General features: G+C 61.6%; 20 protein-coding genes. 15 read left to right on the top strand and 5 right to left on the bottom strand.

The features are described 5' to 3' along the window. Window positions 1–133: 133 nt before the first annotated feature. The 9 genes from algK (at window position 134) to AO268_RS01140 (ending at window position 12,359) form a co-directional block, all read left to right on the top strand. Entirely contained in the window at window positions 134–1,510 is a 1,377-nt protein-coding gene (algK, locus tag AO268_RS01180; protein WP_099167664.1) for an alginate biosynthesis TPR repeat lipoprotein AlgK, read from the top strand. Beyond that, the gene (locus AO268_RS01175) at window positions 1,507–2,994 is read left to right on the top strand and encodes an alginate export family protein (protein ID WP_099167663.1); all 1,488 of its coding nucleotides are present in this window, start codon (window positions 1,507–1,509) and stop codon (window positions 2,992–2,994) included. Before algK ends, AO268_RS01175 begins: the two co-directional genes overlap by 4 nt. Beyond that, window positions 2,994–4,583 (top strand): mannuronan 5-epimerase AlgG, encoded by a 1,590-nt coding sequence (gene algG / locus AO268_RS01170; RefSeq protein WP_099167662.1) that lies wholly within the window; start codon window positions 2,994–2,996, stop codon window positions 4,581–4,583. Before AO268_RS01175 ends, algG begins: the two co-directional genes overlap by 1 nt. A gap of 11 nt (window positions 4,584–4,594) precedes the next feature. Then, on the top strand, window positions 4,595–6,043 hold the full coding sequence (locus AO268_RS01165; protein WP_099167845.1) for an alginate O-acetyltransferase: 1,449 nt from the start codon (window positions 4,595–4,597) through the stop codon (window positions 6,041–6,043). Window positions 6,044–6,051: 8 nt separating this feature from the next. After that, window positions 6,052–7,146, top strand: coding sequence for a mannuronate-specific alginate lyase (locus AO268_RS01160; protein ID WP_076965132.1), 1,095 nt, complete (start codon window positions 6,052–6,054; stop codon window positions 7,144–7,146). A gap of 181 nt (window positions 7,147–7,327) precedes the next feature. Further along, on the top strand, window positions 7,328–8,860 hold the full coding sequence (locus AO268_RS01155) for an MBOAT family O-acyltransferase (protein ID WP_099167661.1): 1,533 nt from the start codon (window positions 7,328–7,330) through the stop codon (window positions 8,858–8,860). 11 nt (window positions 8,861–8,871) lie between these two features. Beyond that, window positions 8,872–10,050 (top strand): alginate O-acetyltransferase, encoded by a 1,179-nt coding sequence (locus AO268_RS01150; RefSeq protein WP_099167660.1) that lies wholly within the window; start codon window positions 8,872–8,874, stop codon window positions 10,048–10,050. Window positions 10,051–10,066: 16 nt separating this feature from the next. Then, window positions 10,067–10,720 (top strand): alginate O-acetyltransferase AlgF, encoded by a 654-nt coding sequence (locus AO268_RS01145; protein WP_099167659.1) that lies wholly within the window; start codon window positions 10,067–10,069, stop codon window positions 10,718–10,720. 187 nt (window positions 10,721–10,907) lie between these two features. Next, on the top strand, window positions 10,908–12,359 hold the full coding sequence (locus AO268_RS01140; protein WP_076965128.1) for a mannose-1-phosphate guanylyltransferase/mannose-6-phosphate isomerase: 1,452 nt from the start codon (window positions 10,908–10,910) through the stop codon (window positions 12,357–12,359). Between the two features lie 125 nt (window positions 12,360–12,484). On the opposite strand, the gene AO268_RS01135 is transcribed toward AO268_RS01140, so the two are convergent. Next, complete coding sequence (locus AO268_RS01135; RefSeq protein ID WP_141562762.1) at window positions 12,485–15,268, bottom strand: dermonecrotic toxin domain-containing protein; 2,784 nt, start codon at window positions 15,266–15,268, stop codon at window positions 12,485–12,487. A 202-nt stretch (window positions 15,269–15,470) separates the two neighbouring features. On the opposite strand from AO268_RS01135, the gene AO268_RS01130 reads away from it, so the two are divergent. Both AO268_RS01130 and AO268_RS01125 read left to right on the top strand, forming a co-directional pair. After that, on the top strand, window positions 15,471–15,935 hold the full coding sequence (locus AO268_RS01130; RefSeq protein WP_076965126.1) for a multidrug transporter: 465 nt from the start codon (window positions 15,471–15,473) through the stop codon (window positions 15,933–15,935). A 20-nt stretch (window positions 15,936–15,955) separates the two neighbouring features. Beyond that, window positions 15,956–16,768: an SDR family oxidoreductase gene (locus tag AO268_RS01125; RefSeq protein WP_076965125.1), complete on the top strand. Its 813-nt coding sequence runs from the start codon at window positions 15,956–15,958 to the stop codon at window positions 16,766–16,768. Between the two features lie 39 nt (window positions 16,769–16,807). Here the strand turns inward: AO268_RS01125 and AO268_RS01120 are convergent, their stop codons facing one another. Beyond that, window positions 16,808–17,662, bottom strand: coding sequence for a LysR family transcriptional regulator (locus tag AO268_RS01120; RefSeq protein WP_099167657.1), 855 nt, complete (start codon window positions 17,660–17,662; stop codon window positions 16,808–16,810). A gap of 110 nt (window positions 17,663–17,772) precedes the next feature. Between AO268_RS01120 and AO268_RS01115 the strand changes: the two genes are divergently transcribed. From AO268_RS01115 to AO268_RS01100, 4 genes are all read left to right on the top strand, one after another. Then, window positions 17,773–18,963, top strand: coding sequence for an MFS transporter (locus AO268_RS01115; protein WP_099167656.1), 1,191 nt, complete (start codon window positions 17,773–17,775; stop codon window positions 18,961–18,963). After that, on the top strand, window positions 18,960–19,364 hold the full coding sequence (locus tag AO268_RS01110; protein ID WP_099167655.1) for a DUF4440 domain-containing protein: 405 nt from the start codon (window positions 18,960–18,962) through the stop codon (window positions 19,362–19,364). Before AO268_RS01115 ends, AO268_RS01110 begins: the two co-directional genes overlap by 4 nt. A 108-nt stretch (window positions 19,365–19,472) precedes the next feature. After that, on the top strand, window positions 19,473–20,396 hold the full coding sequence (locus tag AO268_RS01105) for an NAD synthetase (protein ID WP_099167654.1): 924 nt from the start codon (window positions 19,473–19,475) through the stop codon (window positions 20,394–20,396). Next, the gene (locus AO268_RS01100) at window positions 20,386–20,847 is read left to right on the top strand and encodes a hypothetical protein (RefSeq protein ID WP_232243826.1); all 462 of its coding nucleotides are present in this window, start codon (window positions 20,386–20,388) and stop codon (window positions 20,845–20,847) included. The genes AO268_RS01105 and AO268_RS01100 overlap by 11 nt, the downstream gene beginning before the upstream one ends. On the opposite strand, the gene AO268_RS01095 is transcribed toward AO268_RS01100, so the two are convergent. The 3 genes from AO268_RS01095 to AO268_RS01085 are packed head-to-tail and all read right to left on the bottom strand — an operon-like array spanning window position 20,844 to window position 24,088. Next, on the bottom strand, window positions 20,844–21,704 hold the full coding sequence (locus AO268_RS01095) for an efflux RND transporter periplasmic adaptor subunit (protein WP_099167653.1): 861 nt from the start codon (window positions 21,702–21,704) through the stop codon (window positions 20,844–20,846). The genes AO268_RS01100 and AO268_RS01095 overlap by 4 nt on opposite strands. Window positions 21,705–21,714: 10 nt before the next feature. Continuing rightward, the gene (locus AO268_RS01090; RefSeq protein ID WP_099167652.1) at window positions 21,715–21,915 is read right to left on the bottom strand and encodes a DUF1656 domain-containing protein; all 201 of its coding nucleotides are present in this window, start codon (window positions 21,913–21,915) and stop codon (window positions 21,715–21,717) included. Then, window positions 21,905–24,088, bottom strand: a complete 2,184-nt coding sequence (locus tag AO268_RS01085) for an FUSC family protein (RefSeq protein WP_099167651.1) — start codon at window positions 24,086–24,088, stop codon at window positions 21,905–21,907. The genes AO268_RS01090 and AO268_RS01085 overlap by 11 nt, the downstream gene beginning before the upstream one ends. Between the last annotated feature and the right edge of the window lie 5 nt (window positions 24,089–24,093).

Below are 24,093 nucleotides of genomic sequence, written 5' to 3'. Positions count from 1 at the left end.
AGCACTGCAATCGCTGTGGGAGCCCAGTTCTGTGGGAGTCGGGCTTGCCCGCGATGGCATCGACTCGGTGCATCAGATACACCGCGGCGATGCCATCGCAGGCAAGCCAGCTCCCACAAAAGCGCGCCCGCACATGCGTCCTGTGGCGCTGCTGGCATTGGCCGTCACACTGGCCGGTTGCGCCGGCCTGCCCGACCAGCGCCTGGCCAATGAAGCCCTCAAGCGTGGCGACACCGCCACCGCCGCGCAGAACTACCAGCAACTGGCCGAGCTGGGCTACAGCGAAGCCCAGGTCGGCCTGGCGGATATCCAGGTGGGCAGCCGCGACCCGGCGCAGATCAAGCAGGCCGAAGCCACCTACCGCGCAGCGGCTGATACATCGCCCCGCGCCCAGGCCCGTCTCGGTCGCCTGCTGGTGGCCAAGCCCGGCGCCACCGAAGCCGAGCATCGCGAAGCCGAAGGCCTGCTGAAAAAAGCCTTTGCCAATGGCGAAGGCAACACCCTGATCCCGCTGGCCATGCTGTACCTGCAATACCCCCATGATTTCCCCAGCGTCAACGCGCAGCAGCAGATCGATACCTGGCGCACCGCCGGCTACCCGGAAGCGGGCCTGGCGCAGGTGCTGCTGTATCGCACCCAGGGCACCTACGACCAGCACCTCGATGACGTGGAAAAAATCTGCCAGGCCGCGCTCAGCAGCACCGATATCTGCTACGTCGAACTGGCCACCGTCTACCAGAAGCGCGGGCAGCCGGAGCAACAGGCCGAACTGCTCAAGCAGCTGCAAGCCGACTACAGCCGGGGCACTGTCAGTGCCCAGCGGGTCGACAGTGTGGCCCGGGTGCTGGGCGATACCTCACTGGGCAAGACCGACGAAAAGACCGCCCAGGCCCTGCTGGAAAAAATCGCCCCTGGCTACCCCGCGTCCTGGGTCAGCCTCGCGCAGTTGCTCTACGACTTCCCGGAACTGGGCGACGTCGAGCAGATGATGCAGTACCTGGACAACGGCCGCGCCGCCGACCAGCCCCGAGCCGAATTGCTGCTGGGCAAGCTGTACTACGAAGGCAAGTGGGTGCCGGCCGATGCCAAGGCCGCGCAAGCGCACTTCCAGAAAGCCCAGGGCCAGGAAGTGGCCGCCGATTACTACCTCGGGCAGATTTACCGCCGTGGCTACCTGGGCCAGGTCTACCCGCAAAAGGCCCTGGATCACTTGCTGACCGCCGCGCGCAACGGCCAGAACAGCGCCGACTTTGCTATCGCCCAACTGTTTTCCCAAGGCAAGGGCACCCAGCCCAACCCGCTCAACGCCTATGTGTTCAGCCAACTGGCGAAGATCCAAAACACCCCGCAGGCCAATGAACTGGCCGCGCAACTCGAACAACAACTGCCGCCTGCCCAGCGCGCCGAAGGCCAGCGCCTGCTGCAACAAGAGCTGGCCGCCCGTGGCGCCTTGAGCCAAAGCACGCTGCAACTGCACGCCCTGCAAGAAGACGGCGAGGAAGCCCTATGAAACTCAATCCATTCGTCAAGGCCGGCATTGGCCTGTCCTTCGCCCTACTGTGGTCGTGCCCGACCCTGGCCGCGCTGACCGAAGACCAGAACTTCGGCCTGGAAGTGAAAATCACCGGCCAGTCCGAAGATGACCGCGACCTCGGCACCCAGCGCGGCGGCGACGTCAACGGTATCGGCCTGGATGTGCGCCCGTGGATCTACGGTGAACGCGGCGCCTGGAGCGCCTACGCCATGGGCCAGGCGGTGACGTCCAGTGACATCATCGAGACCGACACCCTGCAACAGTCCGATGGCGACACCACCGAGCAATCGAGCAACAACGACCGCAAGAGCAAAAAGAACTACCTGGCCCTGCGCGAGTTCTGGGTCGGCTACAGCGGCTTCACGCCCTACCCTGGCGAGATCCTCAAGCTCGGTCGCCAGCGCCTGCGCAATAACGACGGGCAATGGCGCGATACCAATATCGAAGCGCTGAACTGGACCTTCGACACCACCCTGCTCAAGGCCAATATCGGCGTCGCCGAGCGCTTCAGCGAATACCGCACCGACCTCAAGGAGCTGTCCCCCGAAGACAAGGACCGCCGGCACTTCTACGCCGACGCGGCCTACCAGTGGACCCCGGGGCATTGGGTCGGCGTGCGCGGTCATCACACCCGTGATGACGGCAAGCTCGACTACCCGCAACCGGGCGTGGCCACCGACTCGCTGGACAAGCGCCAGAACGGCGACCTGACCTGGCTCGGCCTGGAAGCCAACAGCGACGCCTATAACTGGCGCAACACCAACACCGTCAACTACTGGGCCAGCGTCACCGGCATGCAGGGCGAGCGCAGCAATGTCAACGCCCTGAACGCCGACGGTAGCCGCCCGGCCAGCGCCAAGCGCAACACCGATGTAGATGGCTGGGCTACCGACCTCGGCGTGCGCCTGCGCCTCGACCCGCAGTGGCAAGTGGGGGCGGCCTATGCCCGCGCCAGCGCCGACTACGAACAGAACGGCCTGCAAAGCAACCGCTCGAACTTCACCGGTACGCAATCGCGGGTGCATCGTTTTGGCGAGGCGTTTCGCGGCGAAATGAACAATATGCAGTCCATGAGCCTGTTCGGTTCCTGGCAATTGCGCGATGACTACGACGCCAGCCTGGTCTACCACAAGTTCTGGCGCGTGGACGGCAACCAGCCGGTGGGCAGCAATGGCATCGATGCGGTGCAGAACAACTACGACGATGTCACCGGCGCCGTGCTGTCCAGCGCCTCCCTGCCTCTGCAAGACGGTCAGAAAGACCTCGGCCAGGAGATGGACCTGGTGGTCACCAAGTACTTCAAGAAAGGCCTGCTGCCCGCCGCCCTCAGCCAGTCGATCGACGAACCGTCGGCCCTGGTGCGCTTTCGTGGCGGCGTGTTCAAGCCGGGCGATGCCTATGGCAAGCAAGTCGACTCGTACATGCACCGCGCCTTTGTCGACGTAGTCTGGCGCTTCTGATGGGAGCCTGCGCAATGAATCCTCACGCCCTCAAAGGCTCGGCCCTGCTCGCGGCGGCAATGCTGCTGGCGTGCGCCCCGGCCTTTGCCAATGTCGAGCCGCAGGTCAAGGCGCCCACCATCGCCAAGGAACTGCAACAGGCCAAGACCTACACCATCACCAGCCCGCCCACTGCGCCGCTGGAGCTGGCCAAGCCGGCGCTGCCGGACCTGTCGGGCTACACCGCACAAGCCGTGGCGAAGAAAATCGTACGCAACAAGGCCGGCAAGGTCAGCGTGCGCCGGATGATGCAGGAAAACGCCCTCAAGGACTTTATCGGCGGCGACAACAAGATGGCCGAATGGGTGGTGCGCCAGCACGGTATCCCCCAGGCGATCTTTATCGACGACGGCTACATGAACCTCAAGGACTTGCTCCAGAAGGTGCCCAAGCAGTACCTGAGCGAAACCTCGCCCGGCGTATTCCTGGCCAGGCTGCCGATTGTGGTCGGCGAAAAAGGCATCCTCGAAATCGACCGGCAGACCCAGGAATTGCGCCTGTCCCAGGAGGCCGGCGCGTTCCTGGTCAACGACGGCCAGCTGTTTGTGCGCGACACCAAGATCACCGGTTGGCGCGAGAAGAGCAACGGCCCGGCGACCTTCCGCTCGCCCACGGAATTCCGCCCGTTCCTGCTGGCCTGGGGCGGCACCCAGACCTATATCGTCAACAGCAAGATGGCCAGCTTCGGCTACGCCAACAGCAAGTCCTACGGCGTGAGTATTTCCCAGTACACGCCGAACATGGCCAAGGTCCTCAAGCGCCCGGAGCCCACCGGCTGGATTGTCGATTCCGAGTTCTCGGACATGTGGTACGGCTTCTACTGCTACGAAACCACCGGCTTTGTGATCAAGGGCAGCACCTACAAAGACAATATCGTCTACGGCATCGACCCCCACGACCGTTCCCACGGCCTGATCATTGCCGACAATACCGTGTACGGCACCAAGAAGAAGCACGGCATCATCATTTCCCGTGAGGTCAACGACAGCTTCATCTTCAACAACCGCAGCTACGACAACAAGCTGTCGGGCCTGGTGATCGACCGTAACAGCGTGAACAACCTGATCGCCGACAACGAGATCTACCGCAACCACACCGACGGCATCACCCTCTATGAGAGCGGCGACAACCTGTTGTGGGGCAACAAGGTGATCAGCAACCGGCGCCACGGGATCCGCGTGCGCAACAGCGTGAATATCCGCCTGTACGAAAACATCGCCATGGCCAACGGCCTGACCGGGGTCTACGGGCACATCAAGGACTTGACCGACACCGACCGCGATATCGCCCTCGACCCGTTCGACGCCCAGGTCTCGCTGATCGTGGTCGGCGGCGAGCTGGCGGCCAATGGCAGCGGGCCTTTGTCCATCGACTCGCCCTTGAGCATCGAGCTGTTTCGCGTGTCGATGCTCGCCCCGACCAAATCCAGTGGCATCAGCTTCTCGGGGATTCTCGGCGAGCGCCAGGATGAAATTCTCGACCTGCTGGTGCGCCAACAGAAAGCCGTGCTGATCGACCCTGTCGAACGCCAGACCCAACTGCAGGACTGAGGATGACCTTTATGCACCCACACATGATCAAGCTGCTCAGCCTCTCGGGTTTGACCCTCGGCATCCTGGCCGCCAGCAGCGGCGCGCGCGCCGATGAAGCCAAGGCGCCGAGCTTTACCGCCGAGCCGTGCTGCAACCTGTGCCCCGCCGCTCACGACGCCAAGAACTACACCACCCGCTACCAGCAGAACTTCACCACCCTGGTACAGGCCCAGGGCGACTGGCTGTTCCGTACCCAGGAAGACCTACGCACCGAATTCGACACCACCCCGGCCGGCTACAAACGCATGCAGCAACTGCACGATGCGTTCAAGAGCAAGGGCGTGGAACTGGTGCTGGTCTACCAGCCGACCCGTGGCCTGGTGAACCGCAACAAACTCAACCCGGCGGAAAAAGCCCGCTTTGACTTCGACAAGGCCCTGGGCAACTACAAGAACATGCTCGGGCGTTTTGCCAAGATGGGCTATGTGGTGCCGGACCTGTCGCCGCTGGCCAATGAGCAATTGCCCGACGAACTGCCGGCCCACGACTTCTATTTCCGTGGCGACCAGCACTGGACCCCGTATGGCGCCCAACGCACCGCGAAAATCGTCGGCGCCAAGGTACGCGCCATGCCCGAGTTCGCCGGGATCCCCCAGCGCGAGTTCGAGACCAAGAAATCCGGGCGCATGGGCAAGACCGGCACCCTGCACAACATGGCCGGGCAGCTGTGTGGCACCAGCTACGCGATCCAGTACATGGACCAGTTCAGCACCGAACCCAAGGGCGAAGCGGCGGATGGCGACCTGTTCGGCGATTCCGGCAACCCGCAGATCACCCTGGTGGGCACCAGCCACAGTGGCAAGAACTACAACTTCGCCGGGTTCCTGGAACAGGAAATCGGTGCCGATATCCTTAACGTCGCCTTCCCCGGCGGCGGCCTGGAAGGCTCGATGATCCAGTACCTGGGCAGCGAAGAGTTCCAGAAAAGCCCGCCGAAGATTCTGATCTGGGAGTTCTCGCCGCTGTATCGCCTCGACCAGGAAACCACCTACCGCCAGATGATGGCCCTGCTCGACAACGGCTGTGAGGGTAAGCCGGCGCAGATGAGCGCCAGCGCCACCCTCAAGCCGGGCAAGAACGAGTTGATGGTCAACAGCAAGAACATGGACCTGCGCAACAGCCGTCATCAGGTCGACATTCGCTTCGCCGATCCCTCGGTGAAAACCCTGCAAGCCACCCTCTGGTACATGAACGGGCGCCACGAGGACATCAAGATCGACAAGCCCGAAACAGCCGAGACCGACGGGCGTTTCGCCTTTGAACTGCGCACCGATGAAGACTGGGCCTCGCAGAACCTGCTGGCCGTGGAAGTGCAGGGCCCCGAAGCGGGCGCTGCGGCGCAGAAAGTCGAAGCGAAAATTTGCACACGCAACGTATTCCCAAGCGGCGGTCAGCAGACCGCGCAACTTGGGCAATGAGGTTACCTATGCAGAAGTTATTGATTCCCACGTTGCTGGGCCTGGCGATGTTTGCAGGTCACGTCAACGCCGCCGCGCCGCTGCGCCCGCCCCAGGGTTATTTCGCACCGATTGAAGCGTTCAAGACCGGCGACTTCAAGAGCGACTGCGACGCCATGCCGGCGCCCTATACCGGCTCGCTGCAGTTTCGCAGCAAGTACGAAGGCTCCGATAAAGCCCGTTCGACCCTGAATGTGCAGTCGGAAAAAGCCTTTCGCGACAGCACTGCCGATATCACCAAGCTGGAAAAAGACACCAGCAAGCGGGTGATGCAGTTCATGCGCGACGGGCGCCCAGAGCAATTGCAATGCACCCTGGACTGGCTGGCGAGCTGGGCCAAGGCCGATGCGTTGCTGTCCAAGGACTTCAACCACACCGGCAAGTCGATGCGCAAATGGGCGCTGGGCAGCATGGCGTCGGCCTATGTGCGCCTGAAGTTTTCCGAGTCGCAACCGCTGGCCAAGTACCCGCAGCAATCGCAGCTGATCGAAGCCTGGTTCAACAAACTGGCCGAGCAAGTGGTCAGCGACTGGGACAACCTGCCCCTGGAAAAAACCAACAACCATTCGTACTGGGCCGCCTGGTCGGTGATGGCTACGTCCGTGGCCACCAACCGGCGCGATCTGTTCGATTGGGCAGTCAAGGAATACAAGGTCGGGGTCAACCAGGTGGATGACCAGGGCTACCTGCCCAACGAACTGAAGCGCCAGCAACGGGCCCTGGCCTATCACAACTACGCCCTGCCGCCACTGGCGATGATCGCCAGTTTCGCCCTGGTCAATGGTGTGGATGTGCGCGGTGAGAATAACGGCGCGCTCAAGCGCCTGGGCGACAAGGTGCTGGCCGGGGCCAAGGATCCAGAGCTCTTCGAGCAAAAGAACGGCCAGGAGCAGGACATGCAGGACCTGGAGCAGGACGCGAAATTCGCCTGGCTCGAACCGTTCTGCACCCTCTACACCTGCGCCCCGGACGTACTGGAGCGCAAGCATGAGATGCAGCCGTTCAAGACCTTCCGCCTGGGTGGCGACCTGACCAAGGTCTACGACCCGGCGTATGGCCGCTGATCGTTCCCACGCTCCGCGTGGGAATGCAGCACGGGACGCTCTGCGTCCCACAGCGTGACGCAGAGCGTCACAAGAGGCATTCCCACGCAGAGCGTGGGAACGATCGCCCTCCCCGTTTGTTCGTGGGGGGTTTGGGGGGGCCGTTGGCCCTTGACTGTTGGTTAAACATGGAGAGATCGGGATGGTTTTCTCGTCCAATGTGTTCCTGTTTCTGTTCTTGCCGATCTTTCTCGGCTTGTACTATTTGAGCGGGCAACGCTATCGCAATCTGCTGCTGCTGATTGCCAGCTATGTGTTCTACGCCTGGTGGCGGGTGGACTTCCTGGCGCTGTTCGCCGCCGTGACCCTGTGGAACTACTGGATCGGCCTCAAGGTCGGTGCCGCGGGCGTACGCACCAAGCCGGCCCAGCGCTGGCTGCTGCTCGGCGTGGCGGTCGACCTGTGCATCCTCGGCTACTTCAAGTACGCCAACTTCGGCGTCGACAGCATCAACCTGATGATGAAATCGGCGGGCCTGGAGCCATTTATCCTGACCCACGTGCTGTTGCCGATCGGGATCTCGTTCTACATCTTCGAGTCCATCAGCTACATCATCGACGTGTACCGCGGCGATACCCCGGCCACCCGCAACCTCATCGATTTTGCGGCGTTCGTGGCGATCTTCCCGCACCTGATTGCCGGCCCCGTGCTGCGCTTTCGCGACCTGGCCGACCAGTTCAACAACCGCACCCACACCCTGGATAAATTCTCCGAGGGCTGCACGCGGTTCATGCAGGGTTTTATCAAGAAGGTGTTTATCGCCGACACCCTGGCGGTGGTGGCCGATCATTGCTTTGCCCTGCAAAACCCCAGCACCGGTGATGCCTGGCTCGGCGCGCTGGCGTATACCGCGCAGCTGTATTTCGACTTCTCCGGCTACAGCGACATGGCCATCGGCCTGGGCTTGATGATGGGTTTCCGCTTTATGGAAAACTTCAAGCAACCCTATATCAGCCAATCGATCACCGAGTTCTGGCGGCGCTGGCATATCAGCTTGTCTACCTGGCTGCGCGACTACCTGTACATCACCCTGGGCGGCAACCGCAAAGGCACGCTGACCACCTACCGCAACCTGTTCCTGACCATGCTGCTCGGTGGCCTGTGGCACGGTGCGAACATCACCTACATCGTCTGGGGCGCCTGGCACGGCATGTGGCTGGCGATTGAAAAAGCCATCGGCCTCAACACCTCGCCCCGCAGCTTCAACCCGGTGCGCTGGGCCTTCACCTTCCTGCTGGTGGTGATGGGCTGGGTGATCTTCCGTGCCGAAAACCTGCACGTCGCCGGGCGCATGTACGGCGCGATGTTCAGCTTTGGCGAGTGGTCGCTGTCGGAACTCAACCGCGCCAACCTCACCGGCCTGCAAGTGGCGACCATGGTGGTGGCCTACGCCACGCTGGCGTTCTTCGGCCTGCGCGACTTCTACAGCAATCGCCCGGCCGACAAGGCCAAGCCGGCTGACCCGAGCCTGATCAAGGCCGTGCCTGGGGATAACCCCGGCAGTATCCAGGAGCCTGGTTTCAGCGTCGGCAGCAACGCCGCCGTGCAACCGGCCTACTGGACCGCCGACTGGCCACGCTATGCCATGCGCGCCCTGATCCTGCTGCTGTTCGTGGCGTCGATCCTGAAACTCTCGGCGCAAAGCTTCTCGCCGTTCCTTTACTTCCAGTTCTGAGGGAGCCGACCATGACCCGTTCATTCCGCATCCTCTACGCCGCGCTGTTCATGGCCCTGCTTGTGGCCCTGGGCGCGTGGTCGCTACGCAGTTTCTTCGGTTTCAGCACCCACGCCGACGCCACCGTGCTCAACGGGCGCTGGGCCAAGGCGGTCGAGACCCATTATGACGATGAGTTCCCGATCAAGCGCCTGGGCACCAACCTGTGGGCCGCCCTGGACTACAAGCTGTTCAACGAAGGCCGTCCCGGCGTGGTGCTGGGCCGCGACCACTGGTTGTACAGCGACGAGGAGTTCAACCCCGCCGTCAACCAGGAGCAGAACCTGCAAGACAACTACGCCCTGGTCGAAGGCGTGCGCCAGGCCCTCAAGGCCAAGGGCGTGCAGTTGGTGATGGCGATTGTCCCGGCCAAGGTGCGTCTGTACCCCGAGCACTTGGGCGACGTGCAGCCGGCGAGCATTCATGCCGGGCTCTACCAGGACTTCCATGCCCGGGTGGCCGCCGACCAGATCATCGCCCCTGACCTGCTGGGCCCATTGCAACAAGCCAAGCTGCATGGCCAGCAAGTGTTCCTGCGCACCGACACCCACTGGACCCCGGAGGGCGCCGAAGTCGCCGCCAAGCAACTGGCCCGTGTGATCAACGCCAAGACCCTGCTCAGTGGCGAGCCCCAGCGTTTTGTCACCGACGCCGAGGGCATCGTCCCCCACAGCGGCGACCTGCGCCTGTTCCTGCCCCTGGACCCACTGTTTGAAAACCTGATGCCGCCCAAGGAGCCCCTGCAAAAACGCGTGACCCACGCCGTGCAAGCCCAGGCCGCGGGCGACGATGCGCTGTTTGCCGACAGCGAGATGCCGGTGGCCCTGGTGGGCACCAGCTACAGCGCCAACCCCAACTGGAACTTCGTCGGCGCCCTGAAGCAAGCCCTGGGCAGCGACGTGGTGAACTACTCCGAAGACGGCCACGGCCCGATCCTGCCGATGCTCAGCTACCTGAAAAGCGCTGACTTCAAGAACAGCCCGCCGCAAGTGCTGATCTGGGAGTTTCCGGAACGCTATCTGCCTGTGAACAACGAAATCGGCGAGGCCGACCCCAAGTGGGTCGCGCAACTCAAACAAGCCGGTACGCGCCAACAAAACATGGCCAGTAACCACCAAACATCCGAGACGCCCGACCGGGCGCAAAACTGAAAGAGAGGTAACTCATATGACTTTCACTACAACTGCGCGTCGTCTCGCCAAGCCCCTGGCCCTGGCCATCGGCATGAGCGTCGTATCAATGTCCGCCTCCGCCGGCGACGCCGCCCTCTACGGCCCTGTCGCGCCGAAAGGCTCCAGCTTCGTGCGCCTGTTCAACGCCAGCAACCAGGAAGTCAGCGCCAGCGTCGGCAACACCGCGCTGAGCGACGTCGCGCCGCTGGCCAGCAGTGACTTCAGCTTCCTGCCAGGCGGCGACTACAGCGCCAAGGTCGGCAGCCAGAACGTCACGGTCAAGCTGGCCGCCGATCACTACTACACCCTGGTCAACAGCGGCACTGGCCAGCCGCAGTTGATCGAAGAACCGCCGTTCAAGAACAAGCAAAAATCCCTGGTGCGCGTGCAGAACCTCAGCGACAAGGCCCTGACCCTGAAGACCGCCGACGGCAAGACCGACGTGGTCAAGGCCGTGGCCGCCAAGGGCCGTGGCGAGCGCGAGATCAACCCGGTGAAGGTCAGCCTGGCGCTGTACGACGGCGACAAGAAGGTCGGCGACGTGAAGCCGGTGGCGCTGGAACGCGGTGAAGCGGCGGTGCTGTATGTCATGGGCTCCGGTGCGAGCCTGTCGCCGGTGTGGGTCAAGCGCCCGGTGTCGACCCGCTGATGATTTCCCTGAGTTGACACATCCCCTTGTGGGAGCTGGCTTGCCAGCGATGGCGGTCTTGAAGGCGCTATCGCTGGCAAGCCAGCTCCCACACTGTCCGCGTTTCGACTCAGGACCGAGACAAAAACAAGAGTGAAACGACAAACCTTCGTAGCTCTGACCCAAATCGATTCAAGGAGAAACACCCATGATCCCAGTAATCCTTTCCGGTGGTAGCGGCTCACGTCTTTGGCCGCTTTCGCGTAAACAGTTCCCTAAGCAGTTCCTGGCCCTGACCGGCGAGCACACGCTGTTCCAGCAGACCCTGGAACGCCTGGTGTTTGAAGGCATGGACAGCCCGATCGTGGTCTGCAACAAGGACCATCGCTTTATCGTCAACGAGCAGTTGAGCGCCCGTAAGCTGGAAAGCCAGCGCATCCTGATGGAGCCGTTCGGGCGCAACACCGCGCCGGCCGTGGCCCTGACCGCGATGATGCTGGTCAACGAAGGCCGTGACGAGTTGATGCTGGTGCTGCCGGCCGACCATGTACTGGACGATCAGAAAGCCCTGCAACGCGCCCTGGCCCTGGCCACCGTGGCCGCCGAGCGTGGTGAGATGGTGCTGTTCGGCGTGCCGGCCACCCGCCCGGAAACCGGTTACGGCTACATCAAGTCCACCAACGATTCACTGCTGCCCGAAGGCGTCAGCCGGGTGCAGCAGTTCGTGGAAAAACCCGATGAAAAACGCGCTGTCGAGTTCGTCAAGAGCGGCGGTTACTTCTGGAACAGCGGCATGTTCCTGTTCCGCGCCAGCCGCTTCCTCGAAGAGCTGAAAAAGCACGACCCGGACATCTACGACACCTGCGTGCTGACCCTGGAGCGCAGCGAGCAGACCGCCGATACCGTGACCTTCGACGAAGCCACCTTCGCTTGCTGCCCGGACAATTCCATCGACTACGCGGTCATGGAAAAAACCCAGCGCGCCTGCGTGGTGCCGCTGAGCGCCGGCTGGAGCGACGTGGGTTGCTGGGCCTCGCTGTGGGCGGTCAACGACAAGGACGCCAACGGCAACGTGACCAAGGGCGACGTGGTGATCCAGGACAGCAAGAACTGCATGATCCACGGCAACGGCAAGCTGGTATCGGTGATCGGCCTGGAAAACATCGTGGTGGTGGAAACCAAGGACGCGATGATGATTGCCCACAAGGACAAGGTCCAGGGCGTCAAGCAGATGGTCAACACCCTCAACGAACAGGGGCGCAGCGAGACCCAGAACCACTGCGAGGTCTACCGCCCGTGGGGCTCCTACGACTCGGTGGACATGGGCGGGCGTTTCCAGGTCAAGCACATCTCGGTCAAGCCGGGCGCGTGCCTGTCACTGCAGATGCACCACCACCGCGCCGAACACTGGATCGTGGTCAGCGGCACCGCCGAAGTGACCTGCGACGAGAACGTGTTCCTGCTCTGCGAGAACCAGTCCACCTACATCCCGATTGCCTCGGTGCACCGCCTGCGCAACCCGGGCAAGATCCCGTTGGAAATCATCGAAGTGCAATCGGGCAGCTACCTGGGCGAGGACGATATCGAGCGCTTTGAAGATATCTACGGGCGCTCGACCCCGGTTGAGCGTGGTGTGTCGGTGAAAACCATCGCGCAGTAACACCGCAGAACAAAAAGCCCTCGCCCAGCCCATTGCGTCCCCTATCCGCAGTGGGTTGGGTGGGGGCTTTTTCTATGGGTGCCACGGCACGCAACGGCAGCGATCACCCACATAGCGTTGCCCCTTTACTCGAAATAGTTCTTGAAGGTGTTCGGCCCCAAATACAAAAAATTCGATGGCGTCAGCTTGATTGCCTTGGCCATCTTGAGCTCACGGAACTGACTGCCCTGCGTGACCGCGCCTATATCCACGGGCGCCTGGTCAGAGCTGAAGATCACCATATAGTCGCCACTGCCCACATAGCGTTCATTCCCTAAAAACAACAGGGTCTCAACGTTTTCACTGTTGAATTGCTGGCCTGGAGGGTTAACGTACACGCCGCCCTTTGAACCCGCGCGCCTTTCACCACGCGCCAAATCATTAATGCTGCGCTCGCGGGCAATCGCTTCGGCGCCTTCCTTGCTGGTGTAGTGAATGTAAACCGGCTTGCCGTTGTAAGTGCCCGAATCCACTATCGATTGCCAATCCTGATGATTGGCCAAGGGTTGATTCGCTGTTGAGCTTGATGCCAGCGCGCCTTGCCCGGCTGGGCGTTCTTGGCCCGCGCTCATGTTCTTACCGGTTTTTTTGTTGCCCCCCACTGTCCTGCTCGGGATCCATTCGTTATTGGCATCCGCCTCGACGGTCAAGACGGTTTTACGGGTCTGGGGATCTATAATCTCGACATAGTTGTCACTGAGTTTGAAATCGCTTCTGACCTCATACGTCTTGGCAACACCTGACTGATCGGTATACCGGATAAACCAACGATCGGTTCCCGTCTCGTCCTTGTATTGATAAATCCCTTTGGTATTGACCGTACTCTTGGCCAGCAATGACTCGCCATCCTCAACGGCGTAGGCGCTGATATTGCCCGCTTGTGACGGTTGCAGACGATTGGACGCCTCGGAACCAATGTCGCCAGGGCCAGATGCGGGTTCGGGTGCAGATTCGAGGGGTGGGTCAATACCTAATGGCTCTTCTTTGGGCAGGGCAAAGGGATCTTCGGCTGCTGAGCCGACACCGATAGAAGAGAACAAGGTATTGAGCATCCCGTCGAATGTCTTCGATGCCCCGTCATGACGTTCAGCCTGGGTGTCGCCCGACGCCTCTTTTTCGCTGCCCAGCACGACTTCCGTGAGGCCTGTGAGGACAGCGGCAGCGGCGACCGGCGCCCCCAGCGGCGCCAGTTTAAGCAGCAATTGGGCACCGACCGAGATATCGTTGAGCCAGGTGTCACGCGTGACCTCGCTGTTGGATTTGATCGCGGTGTCTGCATCGTCTTTCATGCGCTGCTGGCCTAGATCCGCCATGTGACTGAACACATCGCCCTTGATCGCGAAGTTGCCGCGATCAATGACGTTGCCCTCCTGATTGCTGACGCTTCCCGTACCGAGATACTCCAACGTTGCATCAAGGCCTTTTTTAGGACGGATATCAGGGGCCAGGGATATCAGCGGCACGATTGCCGTAAATAAGGCACCGCCAAACCCCCCGGTCTCTCTGTTCTGCCGATCCGCCAGCGAGAAGTGCGACTCCAGGGCTGTGAGCGACTGCGGTGTCTTGGCTTGATCGCTGACCCATTGATCCATTTTTTCCAGCGAGGCGAATTTGAGGAAGGCCGGCTGGGCGTCAGGTATATAGAGAATCTGCACGCCATCCGGGCGACCGTTGACATATTTTGCGGGCCCCTCGCCGGGCAGGGTAAAACGCACAATGTCACTGGACTGGAACCCATTGATATCGAATGCATGGGCCTGGACATCACCGGTTACCGGGGATTTTGCCTGCAATTTTTCGACCGTCAGGGGCTGCTCTTCAGTGATTTCCTCACCGGTAACCGCCTTCATCAGCCGTCTATAGTCGCTTCTGGTGAACTCATGCTCGGGTGGCTGCAACGCTCGTTCGGCAGGTAACTTGGCTTCCTGGGACTTGAGTTGCGCGCTTGCCTTATAGAGGAATATGCCTTTCTGGACGGTGCGGTAATCCTCGGCGTGGCCTTTCCAGAAACGGTCGATTTTGCCCGACATGGTCGTCTGGAAATCGGACTCCCAGAGGGCCTTCATAAAGCTCGACGGCGCCAGGGGGATTTGGTTATGGGCGCCGTAGCCGCCTTTTGTACTTTGCCCGGGGCCGTCTTTATACAAACCCGCTTGCGAGTCCAGGCTGCCGGGAACTCCGTCGGACTCGGAAAAGTTCTTCAATACCGCATCGGTCAAACTGATTGAAGAAGAGGGTTCCTCATTCATGTGTTCCCAACCGGTAACGGTTGCCGCAGATTGCGAGCCGTTGAAACGATTCAAATAAGTCTTATCGGCGTCCACATGGGTTCCGGTCAACTGGAACACAATCTCTTCCGCCCGCTTTTTGGCTTCTTTGCGCACATCGGGAAATGCCGCAGCCGTACCCAACGCCACCGTTTTGAATTTGGCTTTCTCGGCATTGGCCTTGGCGACTCGCTCGGTAATGACGGCGTAAGCATTCGAGGGGCTGGTAGGCGCCAGGGACGAGAGGGTTTGCCTGAGTTGGATAAGCTCCTCGCGGTTTTGCGGAAGGCTCCAACCATTGGCCGTGATGTATTGCGCAAGGCTGACTTGCAGTGTCGGGCCCGAGTGTTGCGCATCGGGCGCCAGTTGTACCTTGGCGGCCTGCAGGGCCGGGAGGATATGCTCATTGGAGACACGCCCCGTGGTAATGCCTTCCTCCAGCCCTGCCAGTGTCAGGGTCAGCGCATTACGGTGGTCCAGGTCACTGCTGCCTGCACGGGGGGTTGATTGCCCAGTGGAGGTAGACGTTACTGGGCGGCTCTCGTCGGCAGGAGCGAAGGTCTGATAAGCAGGAAGAGAAAAGTTTTGTATGGATAAGCTCATGAGGTTTGCTCTCGGTATGTATAAAAAAACCGCAGAACAACGGAGGTCAGTCTGTGGCTGTATATACATCTGTGAGGCGAACAACAGCATTGATTCCCGCACCAAGGTAACGTGGAATGTCCATTTGCGGGCAATCGCAACCCGATAGGCAACCGCATGCCGTCAACGGTACGATGGCTCATCTCTCCACGAGGCTGCCCCCATGTTTTTCGGCGTTTTGCTGATCGTCACCTGGCTGATCCTGTTGCTGCGCTACCCGGCCAGGGCGTTGCCAGTCTCCCTCGCCGCCGCAGTGGGCCTGGGCTGCGTGGCGCTGTGGGTGGTCTGGCTGGACAACCGCGAAGCCGCGCAACTGGCGCGCCTGGAACTGCGCATCACCTACGCCCCCGAACAGTGCCCCGCCGACCGCCCCCTGCAGCTCACGCTCAACAACGGCAATGACGTGCCCCTGACCGAACTGCGCTGGCGCGTCGCCGCCTACGCGCCGGGTGACACGGTGAACCTGGCCGATAACGTCTACGCCGCCCCACGCTATCGCGGCCCCGGCGAGTTGCAGGCCGGCGCCACCTGGGAAGACTGCCTGCCAGTGCCGCCATTGCGCCCCGGCTACCGCCCGCAAACCCTGGAGTTTCGCGCCGAGCACCTGCAAGGCAGCTTCTGCGACTAACAACCACAAAGGATTGATCCATGCCCAACGTACTTATCACCGGTTGCTCCAGCGGCATCGGCCGTGCCCTGGCCGATGCCTTCAAGGCCGCAGGCTACGACGTCTGGACCAGCGCCCGCCGCCCTGAAGATGTCGCGGCACTCCAGGCTGCCGGCTTCCAGGCCGTGCAACTGGATGTCAATGACGGGCCGGCCCTGGCACAACTGGCCGGGCACGTCGGCGAGCTGGATGTGCTGATCAACAACGCCGGCTACGGCGCCATGGGCCCACTGCTCGATGGCGGCACCGAGGCCCTGCAGCGCCAGTTCGAGACCAACGTGTTCGCCATTGTCGGCGTGACCCAGGCCCTGTTCCCCGCCCTGCGCGCGCGCAAGGGGCTGGTGGTGAATATCGGCAGCGTGTCCGGGGTGCTGGTCACGCCGTTTGCCGGTGCCTACTGCGCCTCCAAGGCCGCCGTGCATGCCTTGAGCGACGCATTGCGCATGGAGCTGGCGCCGTTTGGCGTGCGGGTGATGGAAGTGCAGCCGGGGGCTATCGATACAAGCTTTGCAAAAAACGCCGGCGCCCAAGCCGAGCTGTTGATCAACGAGAAGTCGCCATGGTGGCCATTGCGTGATGGCATTCGTGCCCGCTCCCAGGCCTCCCAGGACAAACCAACCCCGGCCAGCCTGTTTGCAGCGGATGTGTTCAAGGCCGTGCAACAGAGCCAACCACCGCGCCTGCTGCGTTCGGGCAATGGCAGCCGGGCGTTGCCGTTGATGGCCGCACTGCTGCCCAAGGGGGTGTTGGAGACGGTGTTGAAGAAGCGGTTTGGGCTGGGTGGGACACTTTGATCACGGTGGCGAGCTTGCCCCCTTTCCACAGGGTTTGCGCTATTTCATAAAATCAATAAACGCCCGCACCTTAAGCGGCAAATGCCGCGTGTCCGGATACAACGCATACACCCCTTGGGGCGCGAAGCGATGATCCGGCAACAAGCGCACCAACCGCCCTGCGTCCAGGTCCGCCTGCACCAACCACTGCGGCAGAATCGCCACGCCATGGCCGCGCACGGCAAATGCTTGAAGCACGGCGGCACTGTCAACCACCAGCGCACTGGGAGCCGAGCGATATTGATGCTCACAACCTGCCGGATCGGTCACGCTCAGTTCGGTCAAGCGGCCATGCCCCAGCCTGGGCAGTTGCTCAAGTTCATCCAGCGTATGAGCAGTACCCGTGCCGGGCGCCGCAACGGCAAATACCTGATAGGTGGATAACTGCACCGCCCGATGATTGGAGTCCAGCAGGCGCCCCAGCCGAATCGCCACGTCGAAACGCTCGGAAATCAGGTCGGCATGGGTGGAGGATGTGGATAAGTGAATATTGAGGTCCGGGTGCAGGCGGCGAAAGCCTTCCACTGCCGGGGCGACCACCGCCAGCGCATATTCGACGGTGGTGGTGATGCGCAGTGTGCCCTTGAGCTGGGCATGTTCAGAACGGGCCTCTTCCACCGCCAGCCGCGCCTCTTCGAGCATGCGTGTGCAGCGCAGGTAGAAACGCTCGCCGGCATCGGTGAGCGCCAGTTGGCGGGTCGTGCGGGTCAGCAGGGTAACGCCCAGTTCGGCTTCCAGGCGCTTGAGATTGAAACTGACCACTGCACGGGTCTGGCCCAGCAGATCCGCAGCCGCGGTCAGCGAGCCGGCCTCGACCACGGCCTTGAAAGTATCGAATCGGTCCAGGCTGACCATGGCGTAGGGCCCCCTTTGTCAAAATTATTTTGACAAACTAACAGGCAAAGCCGTGTATCCCAAGCCCTGCAACCGGCCTACCCTGCCCGCCTCAACTGCCGGATCGCCCTATGACCTATCCCTCGAAAGTCGCCTGGATCTTTTTACTGGGCTTGGCCCTGGACCTGGTGAACATGTTTGTCGCCACCGTTGCCTACCCGGATATCGCCAGGCAGCTGCACGCCTCTGTCACGCAATTGGCCTGGATCAGCAATGCGTACCTGCTCGGCCTCACCGTGATTATCCCGCTGAGCGTATGGCTCGCCGCAGCAGTGGGCGAACGGCGGTTGATCGCCGCGAGCCTGGGGCTGTTTGGCATGGCGTCGGTGCTGGTGGGCCAGGCCGAGTCGATCCAGGCGCTGATCGGCTGGCGGCTGTTGCAGGGCTTGGGCGGCGGGTTGCTGATACCGGTGGGCCAGGCCCTGGCGTATCGACACGTTGCCCCCGGGCAGCGCCACCAACTGACAGCCCGAGTGATGTCGGTGGCGCTGCTGGTGCCGGCGCTCTCCCCGGCGCTGGGCGGCTTGCTCGTCGACAGCGTGTCGTGGCGCTGGATCTTCTATGCCAACCTGCCATTGGCCCTCCTGACCCTGCTGCTGGCCTTGCTGTGGATAACACCCGATGTGCCCGCCACCGTGCGGCCGGCCCTGGCACTGGGGAGCCTGTTCAAACAACTCGGTAGCCCGATGCTGCGGGTAGCGATGTTGGTGTATCTATTCATCCCCGGTGTGTTTATCGGCACCAGCCTGGTCGCCATCCTCTACCTGCGAGGCCTTGGATACGACGCGACACGCACCGGGGCCTTGATGCTGCCGTGGGCACTGGCCTCAGCCCTGGCGATCTACCTGGGCAAGCAACTGTTCAGCCGTTGCGGGCCCAAGCCATTGCTGCTGGCCGGCATGGCCTTGCAAGGTGGCGGCATCCTGCTGCTCACGGCTGCCCAGCCCGCCCTGATTATCTGCGCCTATGCCCTGATGGGCCTGGGTGGCAGCCTGTGCAGCAGCACCGCGCAGACCCTGGCGTTCCTGGATATCCCCACCGAACGCATGGGCCACGCCAGCGCGTTGTGGAATATCAATCGACAATTGAGCTTTTGCCTCGGTGCGGCGGCACTCAGCGCCGTGCTCTCGGCCTCGGATTCCTTCACCATGACCTTCACGATCGCGGCAGCCCTGACACTGCTGCCGCTCTTGGCAGTGCTACGCCTGGATGCCTCCAGGGTACGGGCGCTGCTTCACCCAGCCAGCGAGCCTGCGCAATGATTGACTACAGCGATTTTTTTGCAGAAGTGATCCAGACCCACATCGAGATCGAGCAATGGTTTGCAGGCACAGCCCCTGAAGGCACGTTGCACACTCTACTGGCGCGCTTCTCCCCCGAGTTCAGCATGATCGCCCCCGCTACCGGCGCGCGGGTCAATGCCGCCGGGGTCCATGCCCTGTTCACTCGCCTGGGCGGCATGCGGCCCGGGTTGAAAATCACCTTGAGTGAACTGGCAGGCATCGACCGCCATGCGCGCGGTGCCACGCTGACTTACCGTGAGCATCAGGTTGATCACAGCGGCACCCAGACAGACCGCCGGGCCACCGTGGTGTTCGAGCAACAGGCCAGTGGCGCGCTGCTGTGGCGGCATCTGCATGAGACCTATATCCAGGGCCAATAACCCTCCCCTGTAGAAGCCGGCTCCTACAGCAATCCGCGAACTAGCTGACATCATTCGCCGGGCTCAGTCTTCAGGCTCTTTCCCCTCTGCCCAGGGGAAGGTGAATGGATGCTCACGAATGTTCTCAACAGCGGCGTGCCCGGCGCCCACACCGCAACCCGCCAGCGACTGACCAGCCTGCTGGACTTGCCAAAACTCTATCGAACCATTGACGCCAACCCCGCCATCGTCGGGGCTGGGGTGGTGCATATCGGCAGTGATTATCAGGTGACGGTACTGCGCGAGTTTGTGCCGTTGTGCAGTATCACGCCCAAGCGGGTGATTTTGCGGGAAGTGTCAGGTGGAATGACGGCCAACCAATATGCGGAGTTGGCAGCCCGTTCGTCTCGTGAGTCAAAGCTACTTATAGAAGCAGCGGGAATGAGCGTTTCTTGCGCAGGAGCAATTATCGGAATAACCGTTGCGACTATAGGTGTGGCATCTGCGCCATTAAGTGGGGGAGCCAGCCTGGCCGTTACCCATATCGCCTATACGGCCGCAGCCGCCAGCGGCTTACAGTGCATCAACGGTGTATGGAGGACATATAGGGAATTAACTAACCCCACCAAGAACGACTATTACGACTCGCTGAGTTGGTATCAAGCGATGAGTACTGCATTGGATGGCCTTTCATTGGTCGGTGCAGGTAGTACAACGGTTGTCACGGTCAAAACAGTGATGACGATCCAAAAAACAACGGGCCGCAACCTGACAGATATCCTCAGAGGCATGAGTCGCCAAGAGCGTGCAAAGCTCACAGATGAAGTCCTACGCTTGAAAAACCCTCGACATCCTCGCGAAATAATCCGGTTAAAGCAGTTAGCCGGAACACTTCCCAAACGCTACAGCAACACCCAATTACGCCAGGACATTCTCACTCAGATAGCCGATCAGATAGGTGCCGCTCTAGCAGTCGCAGGCAGTAGTGTCTCTGGAAATCTTAACCACATCGTCATAGCCATTTATGAGGAGTTCGGTAGCCATGAGCAATAACCCTAATCCGGTGCGAGAGCCACGAACAGTGCTTGGTTACACCCAACGGTTTGCTTTCAGTGTGGGCACTGCGGTATCGATGAACTTAGTCAGCATCTCAGGCAACCTGTCACACAGCCTGTCTTATTACGCCCGAATGAACCATCTCTCTAGCGAATACGCTGTGATGGCGAGCCTGGTGCTGGTATTGGTCATGTGTATCGGGTTGGCCCTGATGGTGGCGGGATTTCGTTCAGGCCCTGCGTTACTGGCATGCGTCGCTGCTCTGAATGCTCTGCTTTCGGCAGGCTACTTGGGTAGCCACCCAGTGACTCTGTTTGCGCTATTTCCCCTGCTTCAGTCGCTGTTCTGCCTGATTATCCTCAATACAAGAAACCACCGCCGCTACACCAGCATGCTAAGGGTCAAACGTCGGCGTAAAACCACGGCAAAAATGCCAACCGCTCTTTAGTCTTGCGCCGGGTTGACGATCACGGTGCACGTAATCCCCGCCGCCAACAACACCCCCTGCGGCACTTCATCAATATGAATGCGCACCGGCACCCGCTGGGCCAGGCGTACCCAGTTGAACGTCGGGTTCACGTCGGCGATCAGTTCGCGGCTCTCGGGGTTGTCGCGGTCGTAGATGCCGCGGGAGATGCTTTCCACATGGCCCTTGAGGGTCTCGCCGCTCATCAGTTGCATGTCGGCTTTATCACCGACTTTCACATGGGGCAGCTTGGTTTCTTCAAAGAAGCCGTAGACCCAGAACGAGTGCCTATCGACTACCGCCATCTTCGCCTCGCCAATACGCGCATAGTCACCGCGATGCACGTTGAGGTTGGTGACATAGCCGTCGACGGCAGACACGACTTGCGTGCGTTTCAAGTTCAGTTCGGCGGCCTCCAGTTGCGCCAGGGCATGTTGGTAGTCGGCCAGGGCCGAGTCGGCGATGTTGCTGGCGTCGTCGCGGTTCTCTTTGGAAATCACCAGGGCATCAAGGTCGGCGCGGCGGTGGGCGTTGACCTTGCGCATTTCCCAGGTGGCCTTGCGTGAGGCGACCACAGACTGCGCCTGCTTGACCGCAATGCGGTAGTGCTCGGGGTCGATCTGCATCAGCAGGTCGCCCTTTTTCACCAACTGGTTGTCACGCACCGGCACGTCCACCACTTCGCCGGTGACGTCGGCGGCCACGTTGATGATGTCGGCGCGCACCCGGCCATCGCGGGTCCATGGGGTCTGCATGTAATGGACCCACAAGGTACGGCCAATCCAGATCGCCAGGGCCAGAACCAGTAGGGTTGCGAGCAGGCTGAAAAACTTTTTCATCGGGGCATTCTCAACGGTAGACGGTCAGCGCCATGGCGCCGAAAAGACAGGTGAACAGGCTCAGGCGCAGCAGCGCCGGGTGCCAGAAAAAACGGTACAGGTCAAAGCCCGCCAGGCAGCGATCCAGGGCCCAGGCCAGTGCGGCGGCGATAAAAAACATCAGGGTCATGGTTGGCATGTAGATGCCGTGGAACGCGATTTCACGAGGCATGGGCGACTCCGGAAGGCTTGAAGGCAGCCAGGGGCGATTGCGGGTCCAGCAGGGAGGTGCGGATAAAGTGCAGGTAGCTTTTCACCCGGCGCAGGGCCGAAGTGTCGAAGTGCGGGGCGAAGGGTTCGTCGGTGGCCTGCACGCGGCTGATGGCGTGATCGACCGCCACCAGCGCGCGCTCCAGGTTGCTCTGGCTCGGCTGCAAGAACAGCCGCACCAGCGAGCGCCCCATCACCCGGATCGCCTGGCGCCAGGGCTGGGATTGGGCATAGGCCGGGTGCACCGGCAGGATCGCCTGTTCCTTGCGCAATTCGATGATCGCGTGGCCGACCTCCAGCACCACGAACATCCAGCGCAGCAGGTTGCGTTGCACCTGCGGCTGGCCGGCGGCCAGGCCATAGGCCTGGTGCAGCAGGTCGCGGGTGCGGCTTTCAAACCCCGAGGCCAGGCCCTTGAGCTTGCCACTGATGGCATACACCACTTGCTCGCGCAGGTCGCGCTCCAGGCGACGCCATAGCCAGGGGCTGTTGGGCGGCAGGATGATCGCCCCCGCCGCGGCACACACCAGCATGCCGATGATCATGGCGATGTAGTCGTTGATAAAGGTGTAGGGGTTGTAGATCGTCAGGTTATCCGGCACCGAACCGGTGCTGAAAAAAATCAACAGGCCCAGGCCGACCCCGGCGTATTGCGGGCGCGACGAGAGGAACGCGCCAAGCACGATCACCGGGGCGAGCATCACGCAGAGCAAGGGGAAGCCGTCGATCCAGGGAAACACGAAGAACATTTCCACAAACCCCACCAGCGCGCCGATCAAGGTCCCGCAGGCCATCTGGAAGGCCATGCGCTTAGGGTTTGGCGTGGCGGCCGACAAGCCGACAGTGGCCGCCGCGATCAGGGTCATGGTCGCGCCGCTGGGCCAGGCCGTGGCCACCCAGTAACTGCCCAGTACCAGCAGAATGAATGAGGCGCGAATCCCCGACGCGGCGCAGGCCAGCCAGTTGGTTTTCGGCGTGTAGGACTCGTCCCAGTGCTCCCGTGCGTGGCTGTGCTCGGCCAGGGAGGCGTGGGTCTGCGCGTAGTTGTGCAGGTCATCGACAAAGCGGTACAGCAGCTCATAAGCGGTGTGGAAATCCAACTGCTCGGCATCGTTGGGGCTGCTCTCCTGGAACATCGCCCGCAGGCTGCGGACCTTGGCCGGCAGGCTCTCCTTGTAGGTCGTCAGTTGGCTCACCAGGCGCGCAGCATCGGGGCTGGTCAAGGCGCGCCCGCTGAAGCCATCGAGCAACTCGGCCAGGTCCTGCAGGCCGGGCTTGATCGCGGCCACCACATGGTCGGCGGCATCGCTGCGCAGGCGTTCAAGCAACTGGTGCAGGGCGTTGAACCGGGTGGTGATGCCCATGAATTCGCTGTTCAAGCGACTGAGCCGGCCATTGCGCCGACGCATATGCGGGTCTTCGAATACGGTGACGCTACGCAGCCCTTCCAGGCCCACGGCTTCGGCGATAAAGCGCACATTGCTGCTTTCAAACCCTTCACGCTGGCTACGACCACGCAGGCCATCGGTCACGAACAGCGCGAAGGTGCCGAAGCGCTGGTACAAGGCGTTGCGCATGGCCGCACTGCTGGTTTGCGGCAGGATCGCGGCGCTGACCAGGGTCGCACACAGAATCCCCAGGGAGATTTCCAGCACCCGCCACACCGCCGCCATAAACGCGCCGTCCGGGTGGGCCAGCGCCGGCAGGCCGACCATCGCCGCCGTATAACCGGCCAGCACAAAACCATAGGCGCGAAAGTTACGGTTGCGGGTCGCACCAGCCGTACACACGCCAACCCAGATCGCCAGCGCGCCCAGGAACAGCTCGGTGTTTTGCGCAAATAGGGCGATCAACAACACCATCACCGCCGACCCCGCCAAGGTGCCGAGGAAGCGGTAGAAACTCTTGGCGAACACCTGGCCGCTTTGCGGTTGCATCACGATAAACACGGTGATCATCGCGGTACGCGGTTGTGGCAATTCCAGGCGCATGGCCAGCCACAGGGTGAGAAAGGCGGCGATCAGTACTTTGAAGATATACACCCAGGTCACGCCGTCACTGCGTGCCCAGTCGAAAAAGCCACGGCGCCATTCCAGGGAATGCAGCCAACGCAGCGGTGCAGGCAAGGGAGTCATGGGCA

The organism is Pseudomonas sp. ICMP 8385 (genome assembly GCF_002699915.1).
GTDB classification, from domain to species: domain Bacteria; phylum Pseudomonadota; class Gammaproteobacteria; order Pseudomonadales; family Pseudomonadaceae; genus Aquipseudomonas; species Aquipseudomonas gessardii.
Note: the sequence above shows the minus strand (reverse complement) of the source record. Positions and strands in the feature narration are given on the sequence as shown.

Coding starts and splice junctions, on each gene's coding strand:
- algK (WP_099167664.1), top strand. CDS start 134: ATGCGTCCTGTGGCGCTGCTGGCATTGGCCGTCACACTGGCCGGTTGC.
- AO268_RS01175 (WP_099167663.1), top strand. CDS start 1,507: ATGAAACTCAATCCATTCGTCAAGGCCGGCATTGGCCTGTCCTTCGCC.
- algG (WP_099167662.1), top strand. CDS start 2,994: ATGGGAGCCTGCGCAATGAATCCTCACGCCCTCAAAGGCTCGGCCCTG.
- AO268_RS01165 (WP_099167845.1), top strand. CDS start 4,595: ATGCACCCACACATGATCAAGCTGCTCAGCCTCTCGGGTTTGACCCTC.
- AO268_RS01160 (WP_076965132.1), top strand. CDS start 6,052: ATGCAGAAGTTATTGATTCCCACGTTGCTGGGCCTGGCGATGTTTGCA.
- AO268_RS01155 (WP_099167661.1), top strand. CDS start 7,328: ATGGTTTTCTCGTCCAATGTGTTCCTGTTTCTGTTCTTGCCGATCTTT.
- AO268_RS01150 (WP_099167660.1), top strand. CDS start 8,872: ATGACCCGTTCATTCCGCATCCTCTACGCCGCGCTGTTCATGGCCCTG.
- AO268_RS01145 (WP_099167659.1), top strand. CDS start 10,067: ATGACTTTCACTACAACTGCGCGTCGTCTCGCCAAGCCCCTGGCCCTG.
- AO268_RS01140 (WP_076965128.1), top strand. CDS start 10,908: ATGATCCCAGTAATCCTTTCCGGTGGTAGCGGCTCACGTCTTTGGCCG.
- AO268_RS01135 (WP_141562762.1), bottom strand. CDS start 15,268: ATGAGCTTATCCATACAAAACTTTTCTCTTCCTGCTTATCAGACCTTC.
- AO268_RS01130 (WP_076965126.1), top strand. CDS start 15,471: ATGTTTTTCGGCGTTTTGCTGATCGTCACCTGGCTGATCCTGTTGCTG.
- AO268_RS01125 (WP_076965125.1), top strand. CDS start 15,956: ATGCCCAACGTACTTATCACCGGTTGCTCCAGCGGCATCGGCCGTGCC.
- AO268_RS01120 (WP_099167657.1), bottom strand. CDS start 17,662: ATGGTCAGCCTGGACCGATTCGATACTTTCAAGGCCGTGGTCGAGGCC.
- AO268_RS01115 (WP_099167656.1), top strand. CDS start 17,773: ATGACCTATCCCTCGAAAGTCGCCTGGATCTTTTTACTGGGCTTGGCC.
- AO268_RS01110 (WP_099167655.1), top strand. CDS start 18,960: ATGATTGACTACAGCGATTTTTTTGCAGAAGTGATCCAGACCCACATC.
- AO268_RS01105 (WP_099167654.1), top strand. CDS start 19,473: ATGCTCACGAATGTTCTCAACAGCGGCGTGCCCGGCGCCCACACCGCA.
- AO268_RS01100 (WP_232243826.1), top strand. CDS start 20,386: ATGAGCAATAACCCTAATCCGGTGCGAGAGCCACGAACAGTGCTTGGT.
- AO268_RS01095 (WP_099167653.1), bottom strand. CDS start 21,704: ATGAAAAAGTTTTTCAGCCTGCTCGCAACCCTACTGGTTCTGGCCCTG.
- AO268_RS01090 (WP_099167652.1), bottom strand. CDS start 21,915: ATGCCTCGTGAAATCGCGTTCCACGGCATCTACATGCCAACCATGACC.
- AO268_RS01085 (WP_099167651.1), bottom strand. CDS start 24,088: ATGACTCCCTTGCCTGCACCGCTGCGTTGGCTGCATTCCCTGGAATGG.